Origin of the sequence: Clostridium collagenovorans DSM 3089, from assembly GCF_900130005.1 — a bacterium.
Classification (GTDB): Bacteria; Bacillota; Clostridia; order Clostridiales; family Clostridiaceae; genus Clostridium_D; species Clostridium_D collagenovorans.
Genome location: NZ_FQXP01000003.1, coordinates 833,739 through 853,677, shown reverse-complemented (window position 1 = coordinate 853,677; position 19,939 = coordinate 833,739). Strand labels below are relative to the sequence as shown.

The window sequence follows — 19,939 nt, the reverse complement described above, 5'->3', positions numbered from 1 at the left end:
AAATAGGCTTGAAAGAAGGTATGAAATACTTTATAATAGCCATATAAACTTTGATATTCAAAACATTTGATATTCAAAATAGGATATTTAAATTTCTGAAAGGATATGAGGAATATGAAGATAGAAGCATTAAAAATTGGAGACTTAGTAGCTAGACTTCCTATTATTCAAGGAGGTATGGGAATAGGGGTATCTCGTTGTAAACTTGCTAGTGCTGTAGCAAAGGCAGGAGGAATAGGAGTGATTTCTGCTGCACAAGTTGGATATGATGAGAAAGATTTTGAAAAGAACAATTTAGAAGCTAATTTAAGAGCTTTAAGAAAACATATAAAAGAAGCTAAGGAAAACTCTAATAATGGAATTATAGGGGTTAATGTAATGGTTGCAACCAATAACTATGCTGAGCATGTAAAGGCTTCAGTAGAAGCTGGAGTTGATTTAATAATATCAGGTGCGGGATTACCTACGTCACTACCTAAAATAGTGAAGGGCTTAGGAGTAAAAATAGCACCTATAGTTTCATCACTAAAATCAGCAAGAGTAATCTTAAAGTTATGGGATAAACATGATAAAATAGCACCAGATTTAATTGTAATAGAAGGTGCAAGAGCTGGCGGGCATTTAGGTTTTAAAAAAGATGACATATTTAGTAGTATGGATAATTTTGATGATGAGGTAGTTAAGATTATAGAAGAAACTAAGATATATGCAGAAAAGTATTCTAAAAATATACCAGTTGTAGTTGCTGGTGGAGTATTCGATGGAAAAGATATTGCTAAATATCTAAAATTGGGAGCAAATGGAGTGCAAATGGCAACTAGATTTGTAGCAACAGAAGAATGTGATGCCTCAGAGGAATTCAAAAATGCATATGTGAACTGTAAGAAAGAAGACATAGCTATTGTTTCAAGTCCTGTTGGAATGCCAGGTAGAGCTATAGAAAATGAGTTTGTTAAGAAAACTTACTTAGGTAATATAAAGGTTACTAGATGCTATGATTGTATAACTCATTGTAATCCTAAAGTAACACCTTATTGTATAAGTAAAGCTTTAATAGAGGCTGTAAATGGAAATACAAAAGAAGGACTAATTTTTTGTGGTGATAATGCTCATAGAATTAATAAAATTGTACCTGTACAAGAGCTTATGAATGAGCTTGAAAAAGAAATTTTAGAAGCTTAAAAAGAAAAATTAGAAATGTATAATTGGAGCTAGAGATAAAGCATAAAACTATGAGTATCTCTAGCTCTTTTCTTATATACCTTAATATTTATATTTAAAGTATTAAGCTTAATTTCAAGCAGAAAATAAATTTCTTAATAATAAGATATACCTTAAAATTTAAGAGGTAATTATATATACTTTGTAATATTAAATCTATATTACCGTAATTTATTACATATTAAATTTTTTATCCTATAAAATATGATTAAAGTTTATTTAATGTAAGATATATAATATATTTATTTCAACTATCTATCAAAACCGTTTTTGTTTTTTCAATGATTTCAAGTTCAGTAAACATATGCTGTGATATAACATTACTCTCTTTTTTTATAATTATAAGAGAATACAGAAAAACAGGCAAGAAAAAATAATTATAAATTACCTGTTTACGACTATTTTTTTACTGTATACGATTTCTGGTTGAAACAGTTATAAATATAAATTATACTTAAATATGGTAATAGGGTAACGTAAAGAAAAGTCTTGACAGAATATTAATAATTAAAAAAAAGGGGCTGACAGACCCAAAAAATAATACTGAAAGGAGATGAAAACGTGAAAAAAAATTTTAAGAAACTGAGTGCTTGTGCGTTGGTAGCAGTTCTTGGATTGTCATGTACCGTCCATCCTGTTCATGCGGAAAAAACAGAAGCTGTCATGCAGAGCGATACAGACGAAATTTTGGAGTTGGACCAAACGGCTGTACCTATGGAAAAAAGTACAGATATAGAATCTAAATCCACACCAGAACAAGAAAATGAAAAAGTACAAAAAGTCACAAATGAGCCTGTGGGAATGGTACAGGCAGAGGCAATAGAGAATATTGGCGGACAAGAAGATGAATCACAGGAACAAATGGAAGCTGTCAATGCTCTTTTATCAGCAAGAGCAAGTATTATTGATATTTCCGATGTGGACGCAAACATCACGCAAAGCGGAGATTATATGATTACAGGAACCGCTACATCACACAAGATTATTGTAAGCGATGGAGTAACAGCAAATATAACATTTCAGAATATGAACCTGAAAAGTCCAAATGGTAATTTGAAAATATCATCAAATGCAAAAGTATATATTACACTAATAGGTGAAAATATTATTCAGGCAAGCCAAGACGGTTTTGGAGATGCAGTTAACATTGCAGATAACGCTGAATTGCATTTTACTGAACAATCCACTGGAAGCATTAAATTACATGGAGCTTCTAATTATTGGGGCGGAGGCACCGCTGTCAAGGGAGGAAATCTCTATATTCATGGTGGTACTGTAACCATGATTGGAGGAAATAAGGTGAAAAATGATTATGGAAAATCTTATGACGTTAACTCAATTATTGTTACTGGTGGTATTATAAATTGTTATGCAGGTGGATTTAATAGTACTATTCCGGGAGATTGTTCCGCAACATATCAGGTATTTAAAACCCCTGTTCCGGAATTTACTGCCATCAAGACTGCAAACTCTATCATAGTAAATCTGACGAATTATCAAGAACCATATGGTGAAGTATATTATAAGTTAGATGATGGGAACTGGGGGACAAACAATACATTTTCTAATCTTAGGGCAAATTCCTCTCACATCGTTTCTGTACAATATGCCGGACAAGGAAGTTATACGCAGTCGGATGAAGTCCAGCATACTATATCAACCAATAATGCAACTTATAAGATTACCATTCCTGCCACCACGCTGATTGTGGGAAAATTAGAAAGCACAAGCACAATCTCTGCTAGCAAAGATGAACCTTTTGATTTAGGTTATCAGGGACAGGTGGATGTGACAATCAAGAATGACGGAAATGTAACTGATGACGCAAAGTTGAAATTGACAAGGCAGAATGATACAGCGAAATATATAGTCACTTCCGCTTTGCTAGTCAATGGTAAAGCATTGGGGAATGTCAACACCAGTGTTGCTACATTCAAGGCAAATACTGATAATGGGGTCAATGTTTGCTTTGCACAGCCAACAGAAACAAATATCCCTGTTGGCGACTACAAGGGAACAATAACATTTGAAATATTATACAGCGAAAAATAAGGAGGATTGACAGAATGAATAAGATAACTAAAACAATCCTTATCGTTGTGCTGGCAGTCGGCCTTGTGGGTAGTGGTATCTTTGTCGGCATGAACTGGAACTACTGGTTTGGGGACAAGCATGTTACTGCTGATGTATATGACAACGCCGAGGACTATACGGGAGATAAGGATACCTATACAGGAAAGAAAAACACGGATACCATTGATATACCGGGATTTGACACAATGAATTTTAAAGTAGATACCGTTGAGCAGAGTGTGAACCTTTACAATCCAAAGGAAAATACCTGTTATTTCAAAATGACCATTATTTTGAATGACGGGACAAGGCTATGGGAAAGCAAACTGGTAGAGCCGAATAAAGCAATTTATGATATTACTATAAACCAGAGCCTTTCCACAGGGATATATGATGACTGTACGCTGAAATATGAGTGTTTCAAAATGGACGAAACACAGACACCGTTAAACGGTTCAGAAATCAAATTTACATTAAATGTACTAGAATAAAGGAGAGAGAATATGAAAAAAAGACAGATAATAGCAGGAGCAATGGGGATTCTGATGATGAGTGTAGTGATTCTTCCTGTTCATGCCGAAACAATGGATGTTACGTACAGAGAACCAAACAATTATACGGTTACGATACCGTCCAGCGTTGACTTGAGCAATGGAGCAACATCGAAACAAATTGAAGTAAAAGATGTTAACCTTGAGCCAAGCAGGGAAATCAAAGTAAAGATAACACAGGGTGTGGATAGCAACGGTGTGGTTGAACTTTCAAGAGAGGATGACACAGAAACAAAGGCAGTTACAACAATCAGCATAACACAAAGCGGAACAGGGATTGCGAAAGATACAGACTTTGTAAGCTTTACAGCAAACGGTACGCAGGATTTGTATTTCTCTGATCTTGAAGCAAAAAATGGGGGAACAATCAAGGCCGGAAATTATAATGGACAGCTTGTATTTACTGTAACTGCTCCTGAAAAAAAATAAGAAAGGATATTGATAAATTATGAAGAATAAAAAAATTACAATGGGATTGACTGCACTTGTTCTTATGGGAACTATGGTTCTTCCAGTATCAGCAGAAGAAAAGTCAGATACAACAAGGATTAAAGCTAATGTTAAATCCACATATACCCTAACTATTCCAGCTGAAACAACAGTTAATTTTGAAGCGACTTCCACAGACTTAAATGGAGCATTAAAGGTCAAAGGAAATGTTCTCTCTACACAGGAAGTTGTTGTCAATGCAACGGCAAATGATTTCCATAATACCAGTCAGAATAAAGATTTGCCGTACAAGCTGGTAAACAAAGCAGAGGGCAAGGAATTTAGTATAGCTACATGGGATGAAGATATCTTGAGAGCTGGCTTGTCCGACGGACAGGGAAAAGAAATTCTGTTAAGCGTTGATATTACAGATGATAACTGGAATAAAGCTGAGGCTGGAGATTATGAGGGAAGCATTACTTTCATTGCAAATTTGATGAATAAACAATAATATGGCTTATGGAAAATGAGTGAAAGGAGGTATACCATTTTGAAACAGAAAAAAGTGCTGGCTGGTATCGCTGCATTGTTCATATGCTCTGCCATGTTGATTCCCATACAGGTACATGCAACAGAACAGAGCGAGGGAGCGACGACAATAACAACAACTGTGCCAGATACACATACCGTTCTGCTAGATATAGGAGAACATGGTTCTGTAAAAATCAATGATAAGACATATACAAGTAAGGATAGTTCAGCAGAAATAGCCCGACTAGGAGAACAGAGATATATCATACAGTCTGATAAGGGGTGGCAGATAGATAACGTTCGTTATGGATCAGAAGGACAGCAGGAAATGATAAATCTGAGGGATAACGCATTTACCGCTCCTGCAATTACCAGCAATAATAACAGGCTGATCGTATCATTAAAAAAAGCACCTACTACAAGCGGAACAGGTAATGGTTCATCTAGTCAGAACAGCCAAATAAATACAAGTGTTCAGACTGGCGACACTGCTAGAATCACATTGTGGAGCATGATTGCCATGTTCATTTGTCCTGGTATTGTAGGAACATTTGCTGTAAGGTACAGAAAAGAAAGATAATAAAAGGAATCAGGAAATTGGTTATGGAATTTAATAAAAGAGATATGAAATCAATTTTAAAGGCTGGTGCAAAAGCCAGAGGAATTTTATTATCTGAATTTCGTGCTGACCTACAAGCGACGGTTGATGAAGCAATAGAAAGTCCAGACCACGAAGTGCCAGAAAAACTTCAAAGAGTATTCTGGGAACAAACGCCGACACCAGAAGAATAAATTCTGACAATTACAAATAAAATAAAGCTAAAAGTTTAATATGAAGCAGGTGCTGTAAGAGGGCTTGTTTTATGGAATGCAGTAAATACAACTCAAGATACATACAACTCTTTTACTACTTTTCAAGGCAGAATGAAGCAGAATTAGGTAGAGTTAAGTATGGTATCGACCTATTAAAAAGTCCGTAAATACTAGATATTCTAGCATTTACGGACTTTTTAATAGATAATGAAAAGAGATTAATGTAAATTTGTTATATTTCATAATAAACCTCTATTATGTTTGGAACTAATTCTTATTAAATCCCCATAATTATCAATTTAAGAGTAGAGAGTTAATTTATAATTATACATTTTAAGAAGCTAACTTTGAAGGAGCATTAGGAGTATTTTTACTTAACCATTCGCTCCAAGTTACTTCATAATTAGGGCTATTTTGTTTTGTATAGTTATAAAAATTATTCAAAAAACTTAACCTATTTGTACTATATTTCTCATAATCTTTTTCTATATCAGGACCAGCTAATAAAACTTGACGTTGTATAATATCTTGTAGATGGACATCCTTAGAGTTCTTCATCATATCGTACATCATCATAAAAAGAGTTGTACGTCCAATTCCTTCTTTACAATGAAAATGTAGCCAGGAATTTTTAGGATTTGACTTAGCAAAATCCACAAAATAATCTACTATTTCATTTGTAGGAAGTTCGCCATCAGTAACGGGCACTCTTAAGTATGATATATCAGTATTTTCTGTTAAGTCCTTTTCACTAGTTACTGAAGTTACTTTTAACTCAAGAGCATTAAAAAATTTAAGTAAAGTATTAAGTTGTATGGTAGCTAATTCATTTGCCTCTTTAACTAAAACTTGCTCTATAGATAATCCTTTATTAGCATTGTTATGTTCACACATCCAACTGACAGCATTTCCATTTACGAATCCATGAGATTCTTGACGTAAGTCTATAATTGTAAGATTCTTATCTGCAATAATGGACTTTCTAATCAAAGGTAAAGAATCTTCAGTAAACTGAGAACTACCTGATATATTCAAAGAATCTAGACCTTTAAGGTTTAAATTTGTACTTTTAAGGTTATCATTAGATTTCCTAAAGTTTTTAGGTAAAGAACTTTCGTTTTTAAAGTTAAGAACTAAATTAGGGGTGGTACAAACTTCACTCAAAGCAAAAACATTAAATGTATTAAAGATTAATAAGGTAGTTAAAGTAAAAGCAAATAATCTAAATTTACTTTTCATTTTAGTATCTCTCCTTTTAGACTTTTTTTTAGAATTTGATTAACTATAGTTTTTTATACATAAATTTTAATATAGAAATTTTTAAATTTATTATAAAGGATACTTAACTTTATAAGTTTAGAGTGGGTAACTAATAATTATGAGCATATTCTCTAAAATTTTAGCTTAACTTATTTGATAATAAGAATTAAATAAAAGATGAGGAGGATTTTTTCAAAGAATAGATATATAATGATTTTAGTATATATTCTAAGAAACAGACTTTATTTTATTTAAAGTTAACTATGATTAGAAAATAAAAATAGATAGTAACACTAAGGTAGTATATTAATTAGAGCTTATATATTTAGTTAGAAAAAGTTTTAATTTTAAAATTAAGGTGGAATAAAACATATATGGATAAAAATCAAATCAAGATATTTTCTACTTGGGCAAGGGTAAATTTAATAGAGAGTATTACTAAAAGAGCTATTGAACTTGGAATAGAAGAAAATAAAGTACATGACATAGAAATATTGAAGAATGGATTTAAGGTAATAGGAAGAGAAAAGATTTTTAAATCAAAATTAAAGCACAGAGAAAAACTTATTGATGATATAAATAAGCTAGGTTTCAATAAAGTAATAGAAGAGGTTGCTTGTACTTGGTTCAATAGGTTTATCGCCCTTAGATATATGGAGGTAAATAATTATTTGCCAAGTGGTATTAGGATATTATCTTCAGAGAGGAAAGGGCAAAAAGAACCCGATGTACTTACTAAAATCACAGAGATTATTGAAAAATTAGAGCTTAATGAAGCTTACATAAATCAGTTATTAGAAAAAGGAAAAAATGAGGATATTAATGAATTATATAAATACATTTTGGTAAATCAATGTAATGATTTGGGGAAAATAATTCCTAATATCTTTGAAGAAATAGAGGATTATACAGAACTCTTATTACCTGATAACCTACTACAAGAAAATTTTATTATAAGACATTTGACTAATGATATCGGGGAAAATAACTTTCAGGAGGGAATAGAGGTTGTAGGATGGCTGTATCAATACTATATATCGGATAAAAAGGATCAGGTTTTTGAAGGATTAAAGAAGAATATAAAGATTACTAAGGATAATATACCAGCAGCTACTCAGCTTTTTACTCCTAAATGGATAGTAAAATATATGGTTCAAAATTCTTTAGGAGCATTATGGTTAGAGTCTCATGAAAGTAATCATCTAAAGGATTCCTGGAAATATTATTTAGAACAAGGAGAAACTAAGGATAAATTAAGAGAAAATAACATGATTGACCCCAAAAATATAACTATATTAGACCCATGTATGGGTTCAGGACATATGCTTGTCTATGCTTTTGAGGTTTTATATGATATATATAAATCTTATGGTTATTTTGAAGAGGAAATTCCAATATTAATTCTTAAAAATAATATTTTTGGTTTAGATATAGATTCAAGAGTATCAAGTTTATGTAGCTTTGCTCTTATTATGAAAGCAAGAACTTACGATAAAAGCTTATTTTTCAAAATGAAGAAAGAGCAGATATCACTAAATATATGTGATATTGTGGAAAGCAGCGAAATAAGTGAAGAGGCTATAAGTTATTTTTCAAAGGGAAATAATGAACTAGAAGGTAATTTGAAATATTTGATTAATATTTTTGAAGATGCAAAGGATTATGGCTCCCTAATAAAAGTTCCTAGGATGAATTTTGAAGCTTTTAAAAATAGAATAGAAGAAGTAAAAGAAGACTATTCTTTATGCTTTCATGACTATAAGGAAATAGTTTTAAAGAATATAGTACCTCTTATTAAGCAAGCTGAGATAATGAGTAGTAAGTATAGTGTTTGTTTAACTAACCCTCCATATATGGGTATTAGAGGTATGAACACTAAACTATCAACATATTTAAGCGAGAATTATGAGTTATCTAAACATGATCTATTTTCTGTTTATATGGAGGTTTGCAATGAGTTTAGTGAGGCTAATGGGTACTCAGCTATAATAAATCAGCAAAGTTGGATGTTTTTATCTAGTTTCGCAGAGTTTAGAAAAAATTTGTTAAATGAGCTTTGCTTTAAAAACATAATTCATTTAGGACCTAGAGCTTTTGAAGAAAATGTGGGTACAATAGTTCAAAATGTGGCTTATATAGCTAAGAAAAGAGTAGATAAAGATTTTAAAACTATTATAATAAATTTAACACAAGGAAATAGTAAGGAAAAGGAAGCAACCTTAAAATCTGCATTAAAGGGTGAGAATACAGAGTGTAAGTATAAAATTAATTTGGAGATTTTATGTGCTATACCAGGTAATCCCTTTGCTTATTGGATAAGTGAAAATATTCTTGAGTTATTTAAGAATAATATTTATTTAGGGCAACTAGCAAAACCACGTCAAGGTATGGCAACTTCAGATAATAAGCGATTTTTAAGATACTGGTTTGAAGTTGAAAATAATAAAATAAAATTTGATGCTAAAGATGCTAAAGAGGCAAAGTCATCATGTAAAAAGTGGTTTCCATATAATAAGGGAGGAACTTTTAAGAAGTGGTATGGTAATAATGATTTTGTGATTAATTGGGAGTGCAATGGTAGAGAAGTTAAGGAGTACGCAGCTAAATTATATAAATCCTATAGCAGAACTATAAAAAATGAAGACTTATACTTTAAAAAAGGACTTACATATACTTTTATTTCTGAGGCTATGGGTGTTAGGTATTCACCAAGTGGATTTATTTTTGATGTAGCTGGATCCTCAATATTTTTTGATTCGGAAGAAAAAATATATGTGATACTTGCTTTATTGTGTAGTAAGGTGGCTAAGTTATTTTTAGATATAATGAATCCAACCTATAATATTCAAGTTGGTGATCTTAAAAATATTCCAATTAAAAAGGATATATTTGAAGAAGAAAATTTAAGGATTATAAATTATTTAGTTCTAGAGAATATAGAACTTACAAAGAGAGAGTGGGATAACTTTGAAACCTCTTGGGATTTTAAAGTGCATCCTTTAATTAGACTAAAAGATAAATTGTCTTATGAAAATTCTATTGAAATAAGCAAGGTTTTTAAATTATGGGAAGAAGAGTCCTTGGATATTTTTAATAGGGTTAAGAGGAATGAAGAAGAGTTAAATAAAATATTTATCTCTATATATGGATTACAAGAAGAAGGAAAATATGTAGTAAAAGATAAGGACATAACAATAAGAAAAGCTGAAGTTGAAAGAGATATAAAATCACTTATTTCCTATGGCATAGGATGTATTTTAGGAAGATATTCATTAAAAGAGGAAGGTATAGTATATGCTGGGGGAGAAAGGAGTATAGAAGATGGTAAAATTTTACCTATACTAAATTATGAGTATTTTGAAGAGGATATATTACAAGAGTTTATAGCATTTATAAAAAAGGTTTATGGAGAAGACACTCTAGAAGAAAATTTAGACTTTATTGCTGAAGCTTTAGGCAGAAAAGGCGGTGAAACTTCAAGGCAAAGTATAAGAAGATATTTCTTAAAGGATTTTTATAAAGATCATGTAAGAATATATCACAAGAGACCTATATATTGGCTATTAGACTCAGGTAAAAATGAAGGATTTAAAGCTCTAATATATGCTCATGAATATAATGAAACTATAGTAGGTAAAATTAAAAGGGATTACTTACAGGTTCTTCAAAAAAAATATGAAAATGCAATAAGTAGATTTAAGTTAATTATAAAATCTAAGGATTATACTATGAAAGAAAAGAGCTATGCTAAAGAGAAAATTGAAAAAATAATTAAACAGAGAGAAGAATGTATAGAATATGAGAAAGTTTTATCATATATAGCTTCAAAAGAGATAATTATAGATATGGATAATGGTATAAAAGCTAATTATGATATATTTCAAAACATAAAGCTTATCGATTTAAAAGGTCAAGAGGTTAAAAAGGATCTATTAGCTAAGATATAAAATAATTATAGATATTACCTATAGAAATCATGGTATCTATAGGTAATACCTATATCTTTTTAACTTCCTTTAATATTAATAATTATTATCTTATAATAGAAAAGGATAGGTACATAAGATAGGGAAATTATAGGAGGATAACATGTTTATAGATACTCACATGCATTGTATTGAAGGATCACCTGATAGCTTTATATCAGTAGCTGAAATAGTTAATAAAGCTAAAGAGCTTGGATTGGATGCTATATGCATAACAGATCATGATGATAATAGTGTTAAAGAATATGCTTTAAAATATGGGCAAGAAAATGATTTTAAAATATTTGTAGGTGCTGAGGTTTTAACCTTTGAAGGTGATATAGTAGTTTTTGGTTTAGAGGAGTTACCTAAAGAAATGGTACATGCTCAAGAGCTAATAGATCTTGTAAACTCTAAAGGAGGTGCTACTATAAGTGCTCATCCTTTTAGGGAAAACAATAGAGGATTAGGCAACCATATAAGAGAGGTTAAGGGGTTATCTGCTGTTGAAAGTTTTAATGGTAGCACAAAGCCATATAACAATCTATACGCATATGGACTAGCTATAGAACTGGGATTGAGAACAGTAGGGGCTAGCGATTGCCATGAAATAGAAGCAATAGGTAGATATTGTACTATATTTCCAGATAATATAGAGACTGAACAGGATTTAATAAAAGCATTAAAGGAAGAAAAACTTTATCCTGCTGTATATAAAAATGGAAGATATGAAAAAATAAGTACTTATGGAAAGTATGGAGAAGAAGTATAACTTGAGACTCTTCTTTTAAAGACACAAGCTTATTACTAAAACTTAGTAATAAGCTTGTGTCTTTATTTTGTAATAATATATATTACTTTTAAGGATTGATTTTATTTATAGATACACTCTCTTCTATAGAAATAAACACTTTGATTTAGAAAACAAAGTGTTGTAATATAACGGTGGATTGAAAATAAAAAAGATATTTTGTTACAAAAATAGACAGGGGGGAAACATATAATGAAGAAGTTCTTAAGTATCATTTTAAGTATTAGTATGATTTTTTCATTGGCTGCTTGTGGAAAGACTTCAGATAGTAAAGCAGAAGATGAAGGCGCTAAAAAGGAAAAGAAAACTATTACAATAGGTACATCTGGACAATATTATCCATGGGCACATATGAAGGAAGGAAAATTAGAAGGATTTGAAATTAGTGTTTGGGAAGAAATAGCTAAAAGAAATAATTTAGAGATAAAATATGAAACTTCTAAGTTTAGTGGTTTAGTGGGTATGCTAGATGCTAAAAAAATAGACAGTATAGCTCATCAAATGTCAATTACACCTGAAAGGGAAGAAAAATACTTATTTACAGAACCATATGCATATAGCTACTATGATTTTATGGTATTAAAAGATAGTCCAATTAAGACTTTAGAGGATTTAAAAGGTAAAAAAGTAGGATGTTGGCTTGGTGGTAATGGAGAAAAAACTCTTAGAGAAATGGATCAAAAATTCAATTTGGGATTAGAAATAGTTACATATGATGGTACTCCAATTGAAAAGGAAGTAGAAAATCAAAGAATAGATGCTGGATGGCAAGGAGAAATAAAAACTCTAGCTACTATTGAACAATCTAAGTTACCACTTAGATTATTAGGAGATAAACATGTCTTTGAGGTTAACGCATATCCATTTGCTAAGGATTTTGAAGATAAGCAGCTAATAGAAGATATTAGCAAAACAATAAAGAATATGAGAGAAGACGGAACTCTTAAAAAGCTATCAGAAAAATGGTTTGGCATTAATACAGTAGATAAACCAGCAGAGAAAAAGTAGTGAAAAATTAGGCTGTAGCACAAAATTAGTGCCACGGCCTATTACTATTATATTCAAAAAACGGGGGAAGTAAAGGGTGGATAAGTTTAGTTTTTCATATGCAGTAAAAATCATTCCAATTATGCTAAAGTATTTAAAGGTAACTTTAGAATTGGCTACAGTATCTATGATTATAGGATTAATAATAGCCATAATTTTATCCATGTTATTAAATAAAAAAAATAAAGTTATAGATAAAATAATTGGTTTATACATATCCTTTTTTAGAGGAGTACCAATGATTGCACAGCTTTTCTTATTTTATTTAGGTCTTGTGCAAATTTTTCCAAGTATGAGAGTTATAACAGCAGATCAAGCTGCTATATTTGTATTTAGTTTAAGTTCCTCAGCATTCATGTGTGAATCTATAAGAGCATCTATTTTATCTATCGATAGAGGACAAATGGAAGCGGCATTGTCTATTAATATGACGTATAATCAGGCTATGGTAAGAGTAATACTACCACAGGCTATAAGAGTTGCTATTCCTACACTTTTCAATAGTTTTATTAACTTAGTGAAGGATTCCTCTTTAGCTTTTACTATTGGGGTTACAGAGATGATAGCAGCAGCACAAATGGAAGCTACAGCTACCTTTAGATACTTAGAAGCATTTTTAGACATTGCACTTGTATATTGGATTTTGGTATCTTTACTAACTTATATTCAAAAAAGGTTAGAAGTAAAAATGAATAAATGGTATTAGTAAGAAACATCACTTTGAAGAGATATTTAAATTTAAAGTGATGATTTTTATTATATTTAGATTTATGCAATAATTAGAATTACATATATATGTTAAACTAATTGAGTTATAATAATATAAGATAAATTTTAAAAAGTAACTAAAATAAATAAGAAATTATTTATTTTAGTAGCAATAGTATTATATAGTTTTAGCATTAAGATTAAGGATTATATATAAGTTAATTATAAAAATAATGATGTGCTGTAATGGTATTAAAAGCAGTATTAAGTCTTTTTATTAAATGTTGCAGCTTATATTATGCAAGGAGGACTCCTGTGAAATTAAAAGACATAGAAAGCATAATTTTAAAGCACTCCTCTAATTTTATGATAGAAGAGGGAAAAAAGCTTTACAAAGAAGATGTAGTGGGTAAGATAAAGGGGAAAAATATAGAGGATATATATCATATTTATGGACAAATTAAAGAAAATCAAGATACTACTATAGTAACACATATAAAAATCAATAAAATTAAAGACGAATTAGAGGGAGTAAAATGTACTTGTAATAATTTTAAAGTTGTTTCTAAGGGGAAGAGTAACTTTATTTGTGAGCATATAATTGCAACTATGTATAAGTTTTTATACTTAAAGGGTGTAAGGCAAAGTGAATTTTCAAAGCCTCAATTAAAAACTTTAGATAAGAGAAGTAGCACTGCTTTGGAGAGGATTAAAAGGAAAATAGAAAACAGGAATGTTTATTATGAGAGCGGTTATGGTATTGGAAGAGAAATATTTAGAATTTCTCAAGATAAGTTAAAGGATTATTTAATTAAAATTGATGCTAAAAGAATTAAATTCACTTATGATACCTTAGAGATAATAGCTCCTGTTTTAAATAAAGATTTACCTTTAAGCTTTACCTTAAAAATGAGAGATAACAAAATAGTGTTAACGACTCATAAAAGATTACCTAAATTCCTTGATAATAAGGGGGAAGTTGTATTATTTAATAACGAATTATACATTACAAATAAAAAACAGATGGAATTATATTTGCCTTTATATAAGAAGTTTAAGTCACAGGGAGAGATACTATATTCTAAAAATATAGATAATTATAATAAGTTAATAAATTTGTTAAGTAGGATTTCAAAGGAAATTCATATAAGGGAGGAGCTTAGAGAGTTTGTAAAGGGGAATAGTAAACCTAAGCTATATTTAATCAAAAAAAACAATGATATATATTGTAAAGCTTATGTGAATTATGGAGATCGCCATATAAATATACTTGAAAAGGAAAGTGGTAGATATGACCTTTTGAGAGATGAATCAAGAGAAGTAATACTCTCCATGAAGCTTGAAAGATATGGATTTATTAAAGATGAGGGGAAATTTAAGTTTCTTGGAAGTGATGAAGATTTATTTTCTATTTTAAAAGATACAAGTAGCGGTATCTATGAAATAGGAGAAGTTTCTTTTAATGAGGAATTTAAGAATATAAAGATATACGATAGTTCTTATTTAAATATAAAGTTTTATAAAGAAGATAATAATTTCATAGTGAGTTGCTTTGGAAGTTGTTCTGAAGAAAGTACTTTACAAGATATATATGAAAGTTATAAGCTTGGAAGGAAATTTTATAAGGACAAAGAAAATAACTTCATCGACTTAAAAGCACCTGGAATTAAGGAATTCTTTTATATGATTGAGGCATTAGATATAGATTTATGTAAAAAAGAAGAATATATATGTGAGAATAAACTATTTTGCTTTAAAGAGTTGTATGAAAAAAATAATTTCAATTTTATGAAGGATAATGAATCTCTTAAGGAATTACAAAGTATTTTTTTAAAGATACAAAATATAAATGAAAGAACTCCAAAGAATTTTAAAGGCGAGTTAAGAGCTTATCAGTTAAAGGGACTTAATTGGTTAAAAAGCATAAGTACACTTGGAATGGGAGGAATATTAGCAGATGATATGGGTCTAGGGAAGACAATTCAATGTATAGCTTTTATATTATCTGAAAAGTATAAGAAAAGCTTAATAGTATGCCCAACATCATTAATATATAACTGGAGAGCTGAGTTTAAAAGCTTTGCTCCAAGTATAAGTGTTGGTATTTTACATGGGGATAAGAAGAAGAGAATTGATACAATAAAAGATATAGAGAATTATGATGTAGTATTAACCACCTATGGAACTTTAAAAAGTGATATAGAGTTATACAATGAATTGAACTTTGATTATTTAATAATTGATGAAGCTCAAAATATTAAAAATTCAAAGGCCATAATAAGTAGGACTGTAAAAAAAATACAAGCTAAAGTGAAATTTGCACTAACTGGAACTCCAATAGAAAATAATTTATTAGAGTTAAGGTCAATCTTTGATTTTGTAATGCCTGGATATTTAGGCAGTGAAAAGAAGTTTCAAGAAAAATTTATTTTTTCAGGAGAAGAAGGAATAGAGAGGTTACGAATTCTTATTCGACCTTTTTTATTAAGAAGAAGTAAGGATATGGTGCTTAAGGAACTTCCAGATAAAATTGAAAGAAAGCATTTTGTAGAAATGGAAATGAAGCAAAATAGATTATATAATTCACTAGTAAAAAGAGTTACAGAAGAACTTAATGAAAATAATAAAATAGAGGTGTTTTCATATTTGACAAAGCTAAGGCAAATATGTTTAGATCCATCACTTGTAGTACCTAGTTATAATGAAGAAAGTTGCAAGATAACTTACACTATGGAGCTTTTGAAAAAGAATAATAAAGAGAATAAAAAAACCATACTATTCTCTCAGTTTACATCTGTATTAGATAAACTAGAAAACCATTTGAATAGTGAAACTATAAAGTTTTTACGTATAGATGGAAGTACTAAATCAAAGGATAGATTAGAAATTGCAAATAAGTTTAATAATGAAGAAGATATAAAGGTAATTTTGATTTCTTTAAAGGCTGGTGGAACAGGTCTTAATCTCACTTCTGCAAATGTAGTAGTTCATTTTGATCCATGGTGGAATCCGGCTGTTGAGGATCAAGCAACGGATAGAGCTCATAGAATAGGACAAAAGAATATAGTGGAAGTTGTAAAATTAATAACTAGAAATACCATAGAGGAAAAAATAATATTAATGCAAGAAAATAAAAAACAATTAATAGACTCAATAATAACTGGAGAGTTGCATAGTAGTAGTTATATAAATAAATTATGTAGAGAAGATATTATAGAGCTATTTAGCGAAAGCTAAATGGCTCTATAATTTTATGAAAATTTAAAATATAGTTGTGACTAATTGCATATATCACAAGGATCAGATTTATTACTTTGCTCTAAAGTACCTTCATTTATAACTTTACTTCTGGATAAAGTTGAGCAGTTCTTTCTACTATGATAGCTTTTGCCATTAGGTGTCCAATAAACTATTTTACTAGTAGGTGCAGTTGAATTAGTATTACTACTTTCAGGCTTAGCTGTAGTAGTTGAAGGTTTTGAATTTGATTGTGAAGTGGAATTATCATTAGTAGAAGAACTCTTATTATCTCTAAAATTATAAGTTCCAATTGAACAATCAGTTTTCATTCCGGAGCCAGTTGAAGTAAATATAACTGAGTCACATTCATCAGTTCTATGAACTTCAATGTTAGCATTCTTTAATTTATTCATAGTATCAGCATGAGGATGATTATATTTATTATCCTTTCCTACAGTAATCACTGCATACTCAGGTTTTAGTGCATTTAAAAATTCAGAGCTTGTACTACTTCTAGAACCATGATGTCCTACCTTTAATAAATTTATTTTGCTTAATCTGCCTAGGATTTCATGCTCTGTTTCCTTTTCAGCATCACCAGTAAATAGGGCTTTATCTTCACCATTTACAAAGAGAGTTACTAAGGATTCTTCATTAGTACTACTTCCACCATTAGAGTTAAGGATTTTAATGTAAGAAGAATCACTTAATTTAAATTCTGCATTTTCTAAGGGTACACTTGGAGCTAGTCCCTTATTAGCTGCTGCATTTATGAAATCTCTATAGGTTTGAGTTTCTGCAGAACCATTAGATACTAGTAAATTTTCAACGGTAAAGTTTTTTATTATAGCATCTAAGCCTCCTATATGATCTGCATGAGCATGTGTAGCAATCATATAAGTAATATTTTTAACGCCTTGTTTCTTTAGATAATTTGTAAGCATTCCTTCATCATCATTATCTCCACCGTCTATTAAAACAACCTTTTCTCCTTGTAGTATTAAAATTGCATCAGAGTTACCAGTGTTTATAAAATGAATAGTCGCTGTTGAAGTTTTTGATAAAGAGTCATTTGATGTTGCATCCTTATTAGTTGTAGAAGCATCCGACTCAGTATTTTCTTGCTTAGTGCTATCTTGAGAAGAACTAAGGCTCTCACTGCTTTCAGATTTTTTAGAAGCAGAATCGATATTGGTAGATTGATTACTTAAATTAGGTATACCAATAGAAAAGCAAATTATAAGAACTGAAAGTGTAATTCTATACAATATTTTAGGTTTTATCTTTTTATTTGTTATAGTTAAATAAATTGTTAATATTGCAATAATTAAAGCTACAATAGCCAAAGGAATAAAGTCTAAAGCTATAGCTAAAAACATAATGCTAAAAAATAACAAAATACCGTTTATAAAGCCATGTAAAATTTTCATATTGTCCCTCCTTTTGTCGAAAAGATTATACCATTAAAAACGTAATATGAAAATAGAAAATATTTAACTTGAATATTTATTATTGCAAAGGTATAATTTAATAACAAATAAAGACTAAAGATAAATGGGTGAATATAATATGAAAAAAAACAAAATAGGTGAATACATTTTAGGAATAGGATTTGCAATACTAGTTATATCTGAAGTTGTAAGATTATCTTTAGATTATGATATGACAAAACTTTCAGTTGTTGCAATAATACTTATGTTTATAGGGGTAGTAACTAAGGGAAGTATAAAAAGTACTAAAAATAATAAAAGATAATTATATTCAAACTAATTTTATGAGTTGAGAATGTAGTTTTATTAAGAAAATAGAACTTGCAGTATATTGAGCTTAAGTAAGTTAAAAATCTTATAAAGTTTTTATTAAGAAAAGTAAATGATTAATTAAAAAGCATAAAAGAGTTATTGAAGATTATATTAAATGTTTAATATAAAAGGCAATAACTCTTTTTTTAGCATTATTTTTTAGCATTATAATTATAAAAAAATAAATAAAATAGTTTAGTTAAAAAAATGTATTTTAACCATAGATTACTTACTATTTAAAAACTCTTTTAAGGAAGAGCAAACCTTTAATATATCCTCTTTAGTTACCCAATAATGAGTAACAAATCTCATTTCTCCACCTTCAACATCATTAATTTTAATATTAGAATCAAAGAAGTATTTAATTAAATCTTGAGTATTTATACTAAGATCTTTAAATTTAAAGAATACCATATTTATTTGAAGTCTATTAAAGTCAACTTCTATTTGAGGAATTTTAGATAATTCAGTTGCTAATAGTTTTGCATTATCATGGTCCTCTATAAGTCTAGCACGCATTTCATTAAGAGCTACTATTCCAGCAGCGGCAAAGTACCCAACTTGTCTTAGTCCTCCACCCATTAGCTTTCTCTTTTTTCTAGCAACATCAATAAAAGATTTATCACCTGCAATTATAGAACCAAAAGGAGCACAGAGACCTTTAGAAAGACAAACCATAACAGAATCACAGTATTTGGTTAACTCTTTTACATCAGTATTTAAAGCTATAGCTGCATTGAAAATTCTAGCACCATCTAAATGAACTGGTAAGTTATGCTCCTTAGCTAGTTCATAAGTTTTTTTCATGCTTTCCACAGGTATAACGTTTCCGTTTGAATGAGCATTCTCTAAGCAAATAAGAGAAGTCTCAGGCATGTGTATATCGTAGCCTACACGAAGTTTCTTTTCTATTGCTTCAGGAGATAGTTCTCCAGTGGAAGAATCAATAGTACGTAACTGAACACCTGCTATAACAGAAGATGCACCAACCTCATGAGCAACTATATGGCAAGAATCTCCTAAAATAACTTCACTACCTCTAGGACAATGAGTAAAAAGACATAACTGATTTCCAAAGGTACCACTTGGAACAAATAATGCAGATTCTTTTCCTAAAATATCAGAAGCTAATTCTTCTAGCTTTTTAACAGTAGGATCATCATTATAAACGTCATCTCCAACTTCAGCATTTACCATTGCATTTATCATAAAGTCTGGTTGATTGGTAACTGTATCACTTCTCAAATCAATAAATTTATTCATAACATATCCCATCCTTATATAGTCTAAATTTAAATCTTATAAAAATAGTATCACATAAAATATATAATTTATATGATAATCGTATAATAGTAATAGATATTTAAAGTGCATTTATGTATATACATAGTAGAACATAGGATCTATATGAAGTAATAGAAGGAATAATTAGTAAAATAGGTTAAAAAAGTATAGAGTAGAATAAAAATTTATAAGCCTTAAATAAAA

The 19,939-nt window shown here is 30.0% G+C and carries 16 protein-coding genes; 13 read left to right on the top strand and 3 right to left on the bottom strand.

Going from position 1 to position 19,939, the window contains the following annotated elements; translation table 11 throughout:
* Positions 1-114: 114 nt before the first annotated feature.
* The 7 genes from BUA48_RS04015 to BUA48_RS03985 all read left to right on the top strand — a co-directional run bounded on the left by BUA48_RS04015 (position 115) and on the right by BUA48_RS03985 (position 5,597).
* Entirely contained in the window at positions 115-1,182 is a 1,068-nt protein-coding gene (locus BUA48_RS04015; RefSeq protein ID WP_072830310.1) for an NAD(P)H-dependent flavin oxidoreductase, read from the top strand.
* 600 nt (positions 1,183-1,782) lie between these two features.
* A complete protein-coding gene (locus BUA48_RS04010; RefSeq protein ID WP_072830308.1) occupies positions 1,783-3,273 on the top strand; it encodes a hypothetical protein in 1,491 nt (496 codons plus the stop codon).
* Positions 3,274-3,287: 14 nt separating this feature from the next.
* Positions 3,288-3,785, top strand: coding sequence for a tRNA (uracil-5-)-methyltransferase (locus tag BUA48_RS04005; protein WP_072830306.1), 498 nt, complete (start codon positions 3,288-3,290; stop codon positions 3,783-3,785).
* A gap of 12 nt (positions 3,786-3,797) precedes the next feature.
* Positions 3,798-4,274 carry a hypothetical protein gene (locus tag BUA48_RS04000; protein WP_072830304.1) on the top strand — a complete coding sequence of 159 codons (477 nt, stop codon included), beginning with the start codon at positions 3,798-3,800 and terminating at the stop codon, positions 4,272-4,274.
* Between the two features lie 19 nt (positions 4,275-4,293).
* Positions 4,294-4,785 (top strand): polymer-forming cytoskeletal protein, encoded by a 492-nt coding sequence (locus BUA48_RS03995; protein WP_072830302.1) that lies wholly within the window; start codon positions 4,294-4,296, stop codon positions 4,783-4,785.
* Between the two features lie 39 nt (positions 4,786-4,824).
* Positions 4,825-5,385, top strand: a complete 561-nt coding sequence (locus BUA48_RS03990) for a hypothetical protein (RefSeq protein WP_072830300.1) — start codon at positions 4,825-4,827, stop codon at positions 5,383-5,385.
* Positions 5,334-5,597 (top strand): hypothetical protein, encoded by a 264-nt coding sequence (locus tag BUA48_RS03985; RefSeq protein WP_242944290.1) that lies wholly within the window; start codon positions 5,334-5,336, stop codon positions 5,595-5,597. Before BUA48_RS03990 ends, BUA48_RS03985 begins: the two co-directional genes overlap by 52 nt.
* Before the next feature lie 354 nt (positions 5,598-5,951).
* Here BUA48_RS03985 and BUA48_RS03980 read toward each other — a convergent pair whose 3' ends face one another.
* On the bottom strand, positions 5,952-6,857 hold the full coding sequence (locus BUA48_RS03980) for a fused DSP-PTPase phosphatase/NAD kinase-like protein (RefSeq protein ID WP_072830292.1): 906 nt from the start codon (positions 6,855-6,857) through the stop codon (positions 5,952-5,954).
* A 395-nt stretch (positions 6,858-7,252) separates the two neighbouring features.
* Between BUA48_RS03980 and pglX the strand changes: the two genes are divergently transcribed.
* The 5 genes from pglX (at position 7,253) to BUA48_RS03955 (ending at position 16,646) form a co-directional block, all read left to right on the top strand.
* Entirely contained in the window at positions 7,253-10,825 is a 3,573-nt protein-coding gene (gene pglX / locus BUA48_RS03975) for a BREX-1 system adenine-specific DNA-methyltransferase PglX (RefSeq protein WP_072830290.1), read from the top strand.
* Positions 10,826-10,967: 142 nt separating this feature from the next.
* Positions 10,968-11,615, top strand: coding sequence for a PHP-associated domain-containing protein (locus BUA48_RS03970; RefSeq protein ID WP_072830288.1), 648 nt, complete (start codon positions 10,968-10,970; stop codon positions 11,613-11,615).
* 231 nt (positions 11,616-11,846) lie between these two features.
* Positions 11,847-12,662, top strand: coding sequence for a transporter substrate-binding domain-containing protein (locus BUA48_RS03965; RefSeq protein ID WP_084666040.1), 816 nt, complete (start codon positions 11,847-11,849; stop codon positions 12,660-12,662).
* A 76-nt stretch (positions 12,663-12,738) separates the two neighbouring features.
* Positions 12,739-13,407, top strand: a complete 669-nt coding sequence (locus BUA48_RS03960) for an amino acid ABC transporter permease (RefSeq protein WP_242944289.1) — start codon at positions 12,739-12,741, stop codon at positions 13,405-13,407.
* Positions 13,408-13,724: 317 nt separating this feature from the next.
* Complete coding sequence (locus BUA48_RS03955) at positions 13,725-16,646, top strand: DEAD/DEAH box helicase (protein ID WP_072830284.1); 2,922 nt, start codon at positions 13,725-13,727, stop codon at positions 16,644-16,646.
* A gap of 41 nt (positions 16,647-16,687) precedes the next feature.
* Here the strand turns inward: BUA48_RS03955 and BUA48_RS03950 are convergent, their stop codons facing one another.
* Entirely contained in the window at positions 16,688-18,079 is a 1,392-nt protein-coding gene (locus tag BUA48_RS03950; protein ID WP_242944288.1) for a ComEC/Rec2 family competence protein, read from the bottom strand.
* 139 nt (positions 18,080-18,218) lie between these two features.
* Here BUA48_RS03950 and BUA48_RS03945 point away from each other — a divergent pair, with 139 nt between their 5' ends.
* A complete protein-coding gene (locus BUA48_RS03945) occupies positions 18,219-18,404 on the top strand; it encodes a hypothetical protein (RefSeq protein WP_072830282.1) in 186 nt (61 codons plus the stop codon).
* A 272-nt stretch (positions 18,405-18,676) separates the two neighbouring features.
* Here the strand turns inward: BUA48_RS03945 and ltaE are convergent, their stop codons facing one another.
* A complete protein-coding gene (gene ltaE, locus BUA48_RS03940; RefSeq protein ID WP_072830280.1) occupies positions 18,677-19,714 on the bottom strand; it encodes a low-specificity L-threonine aldolase in 1,038 nt (345 codons plus the stop codon).
* Positions 19,715-19,939: the final 225 nt, after the last annotated feature.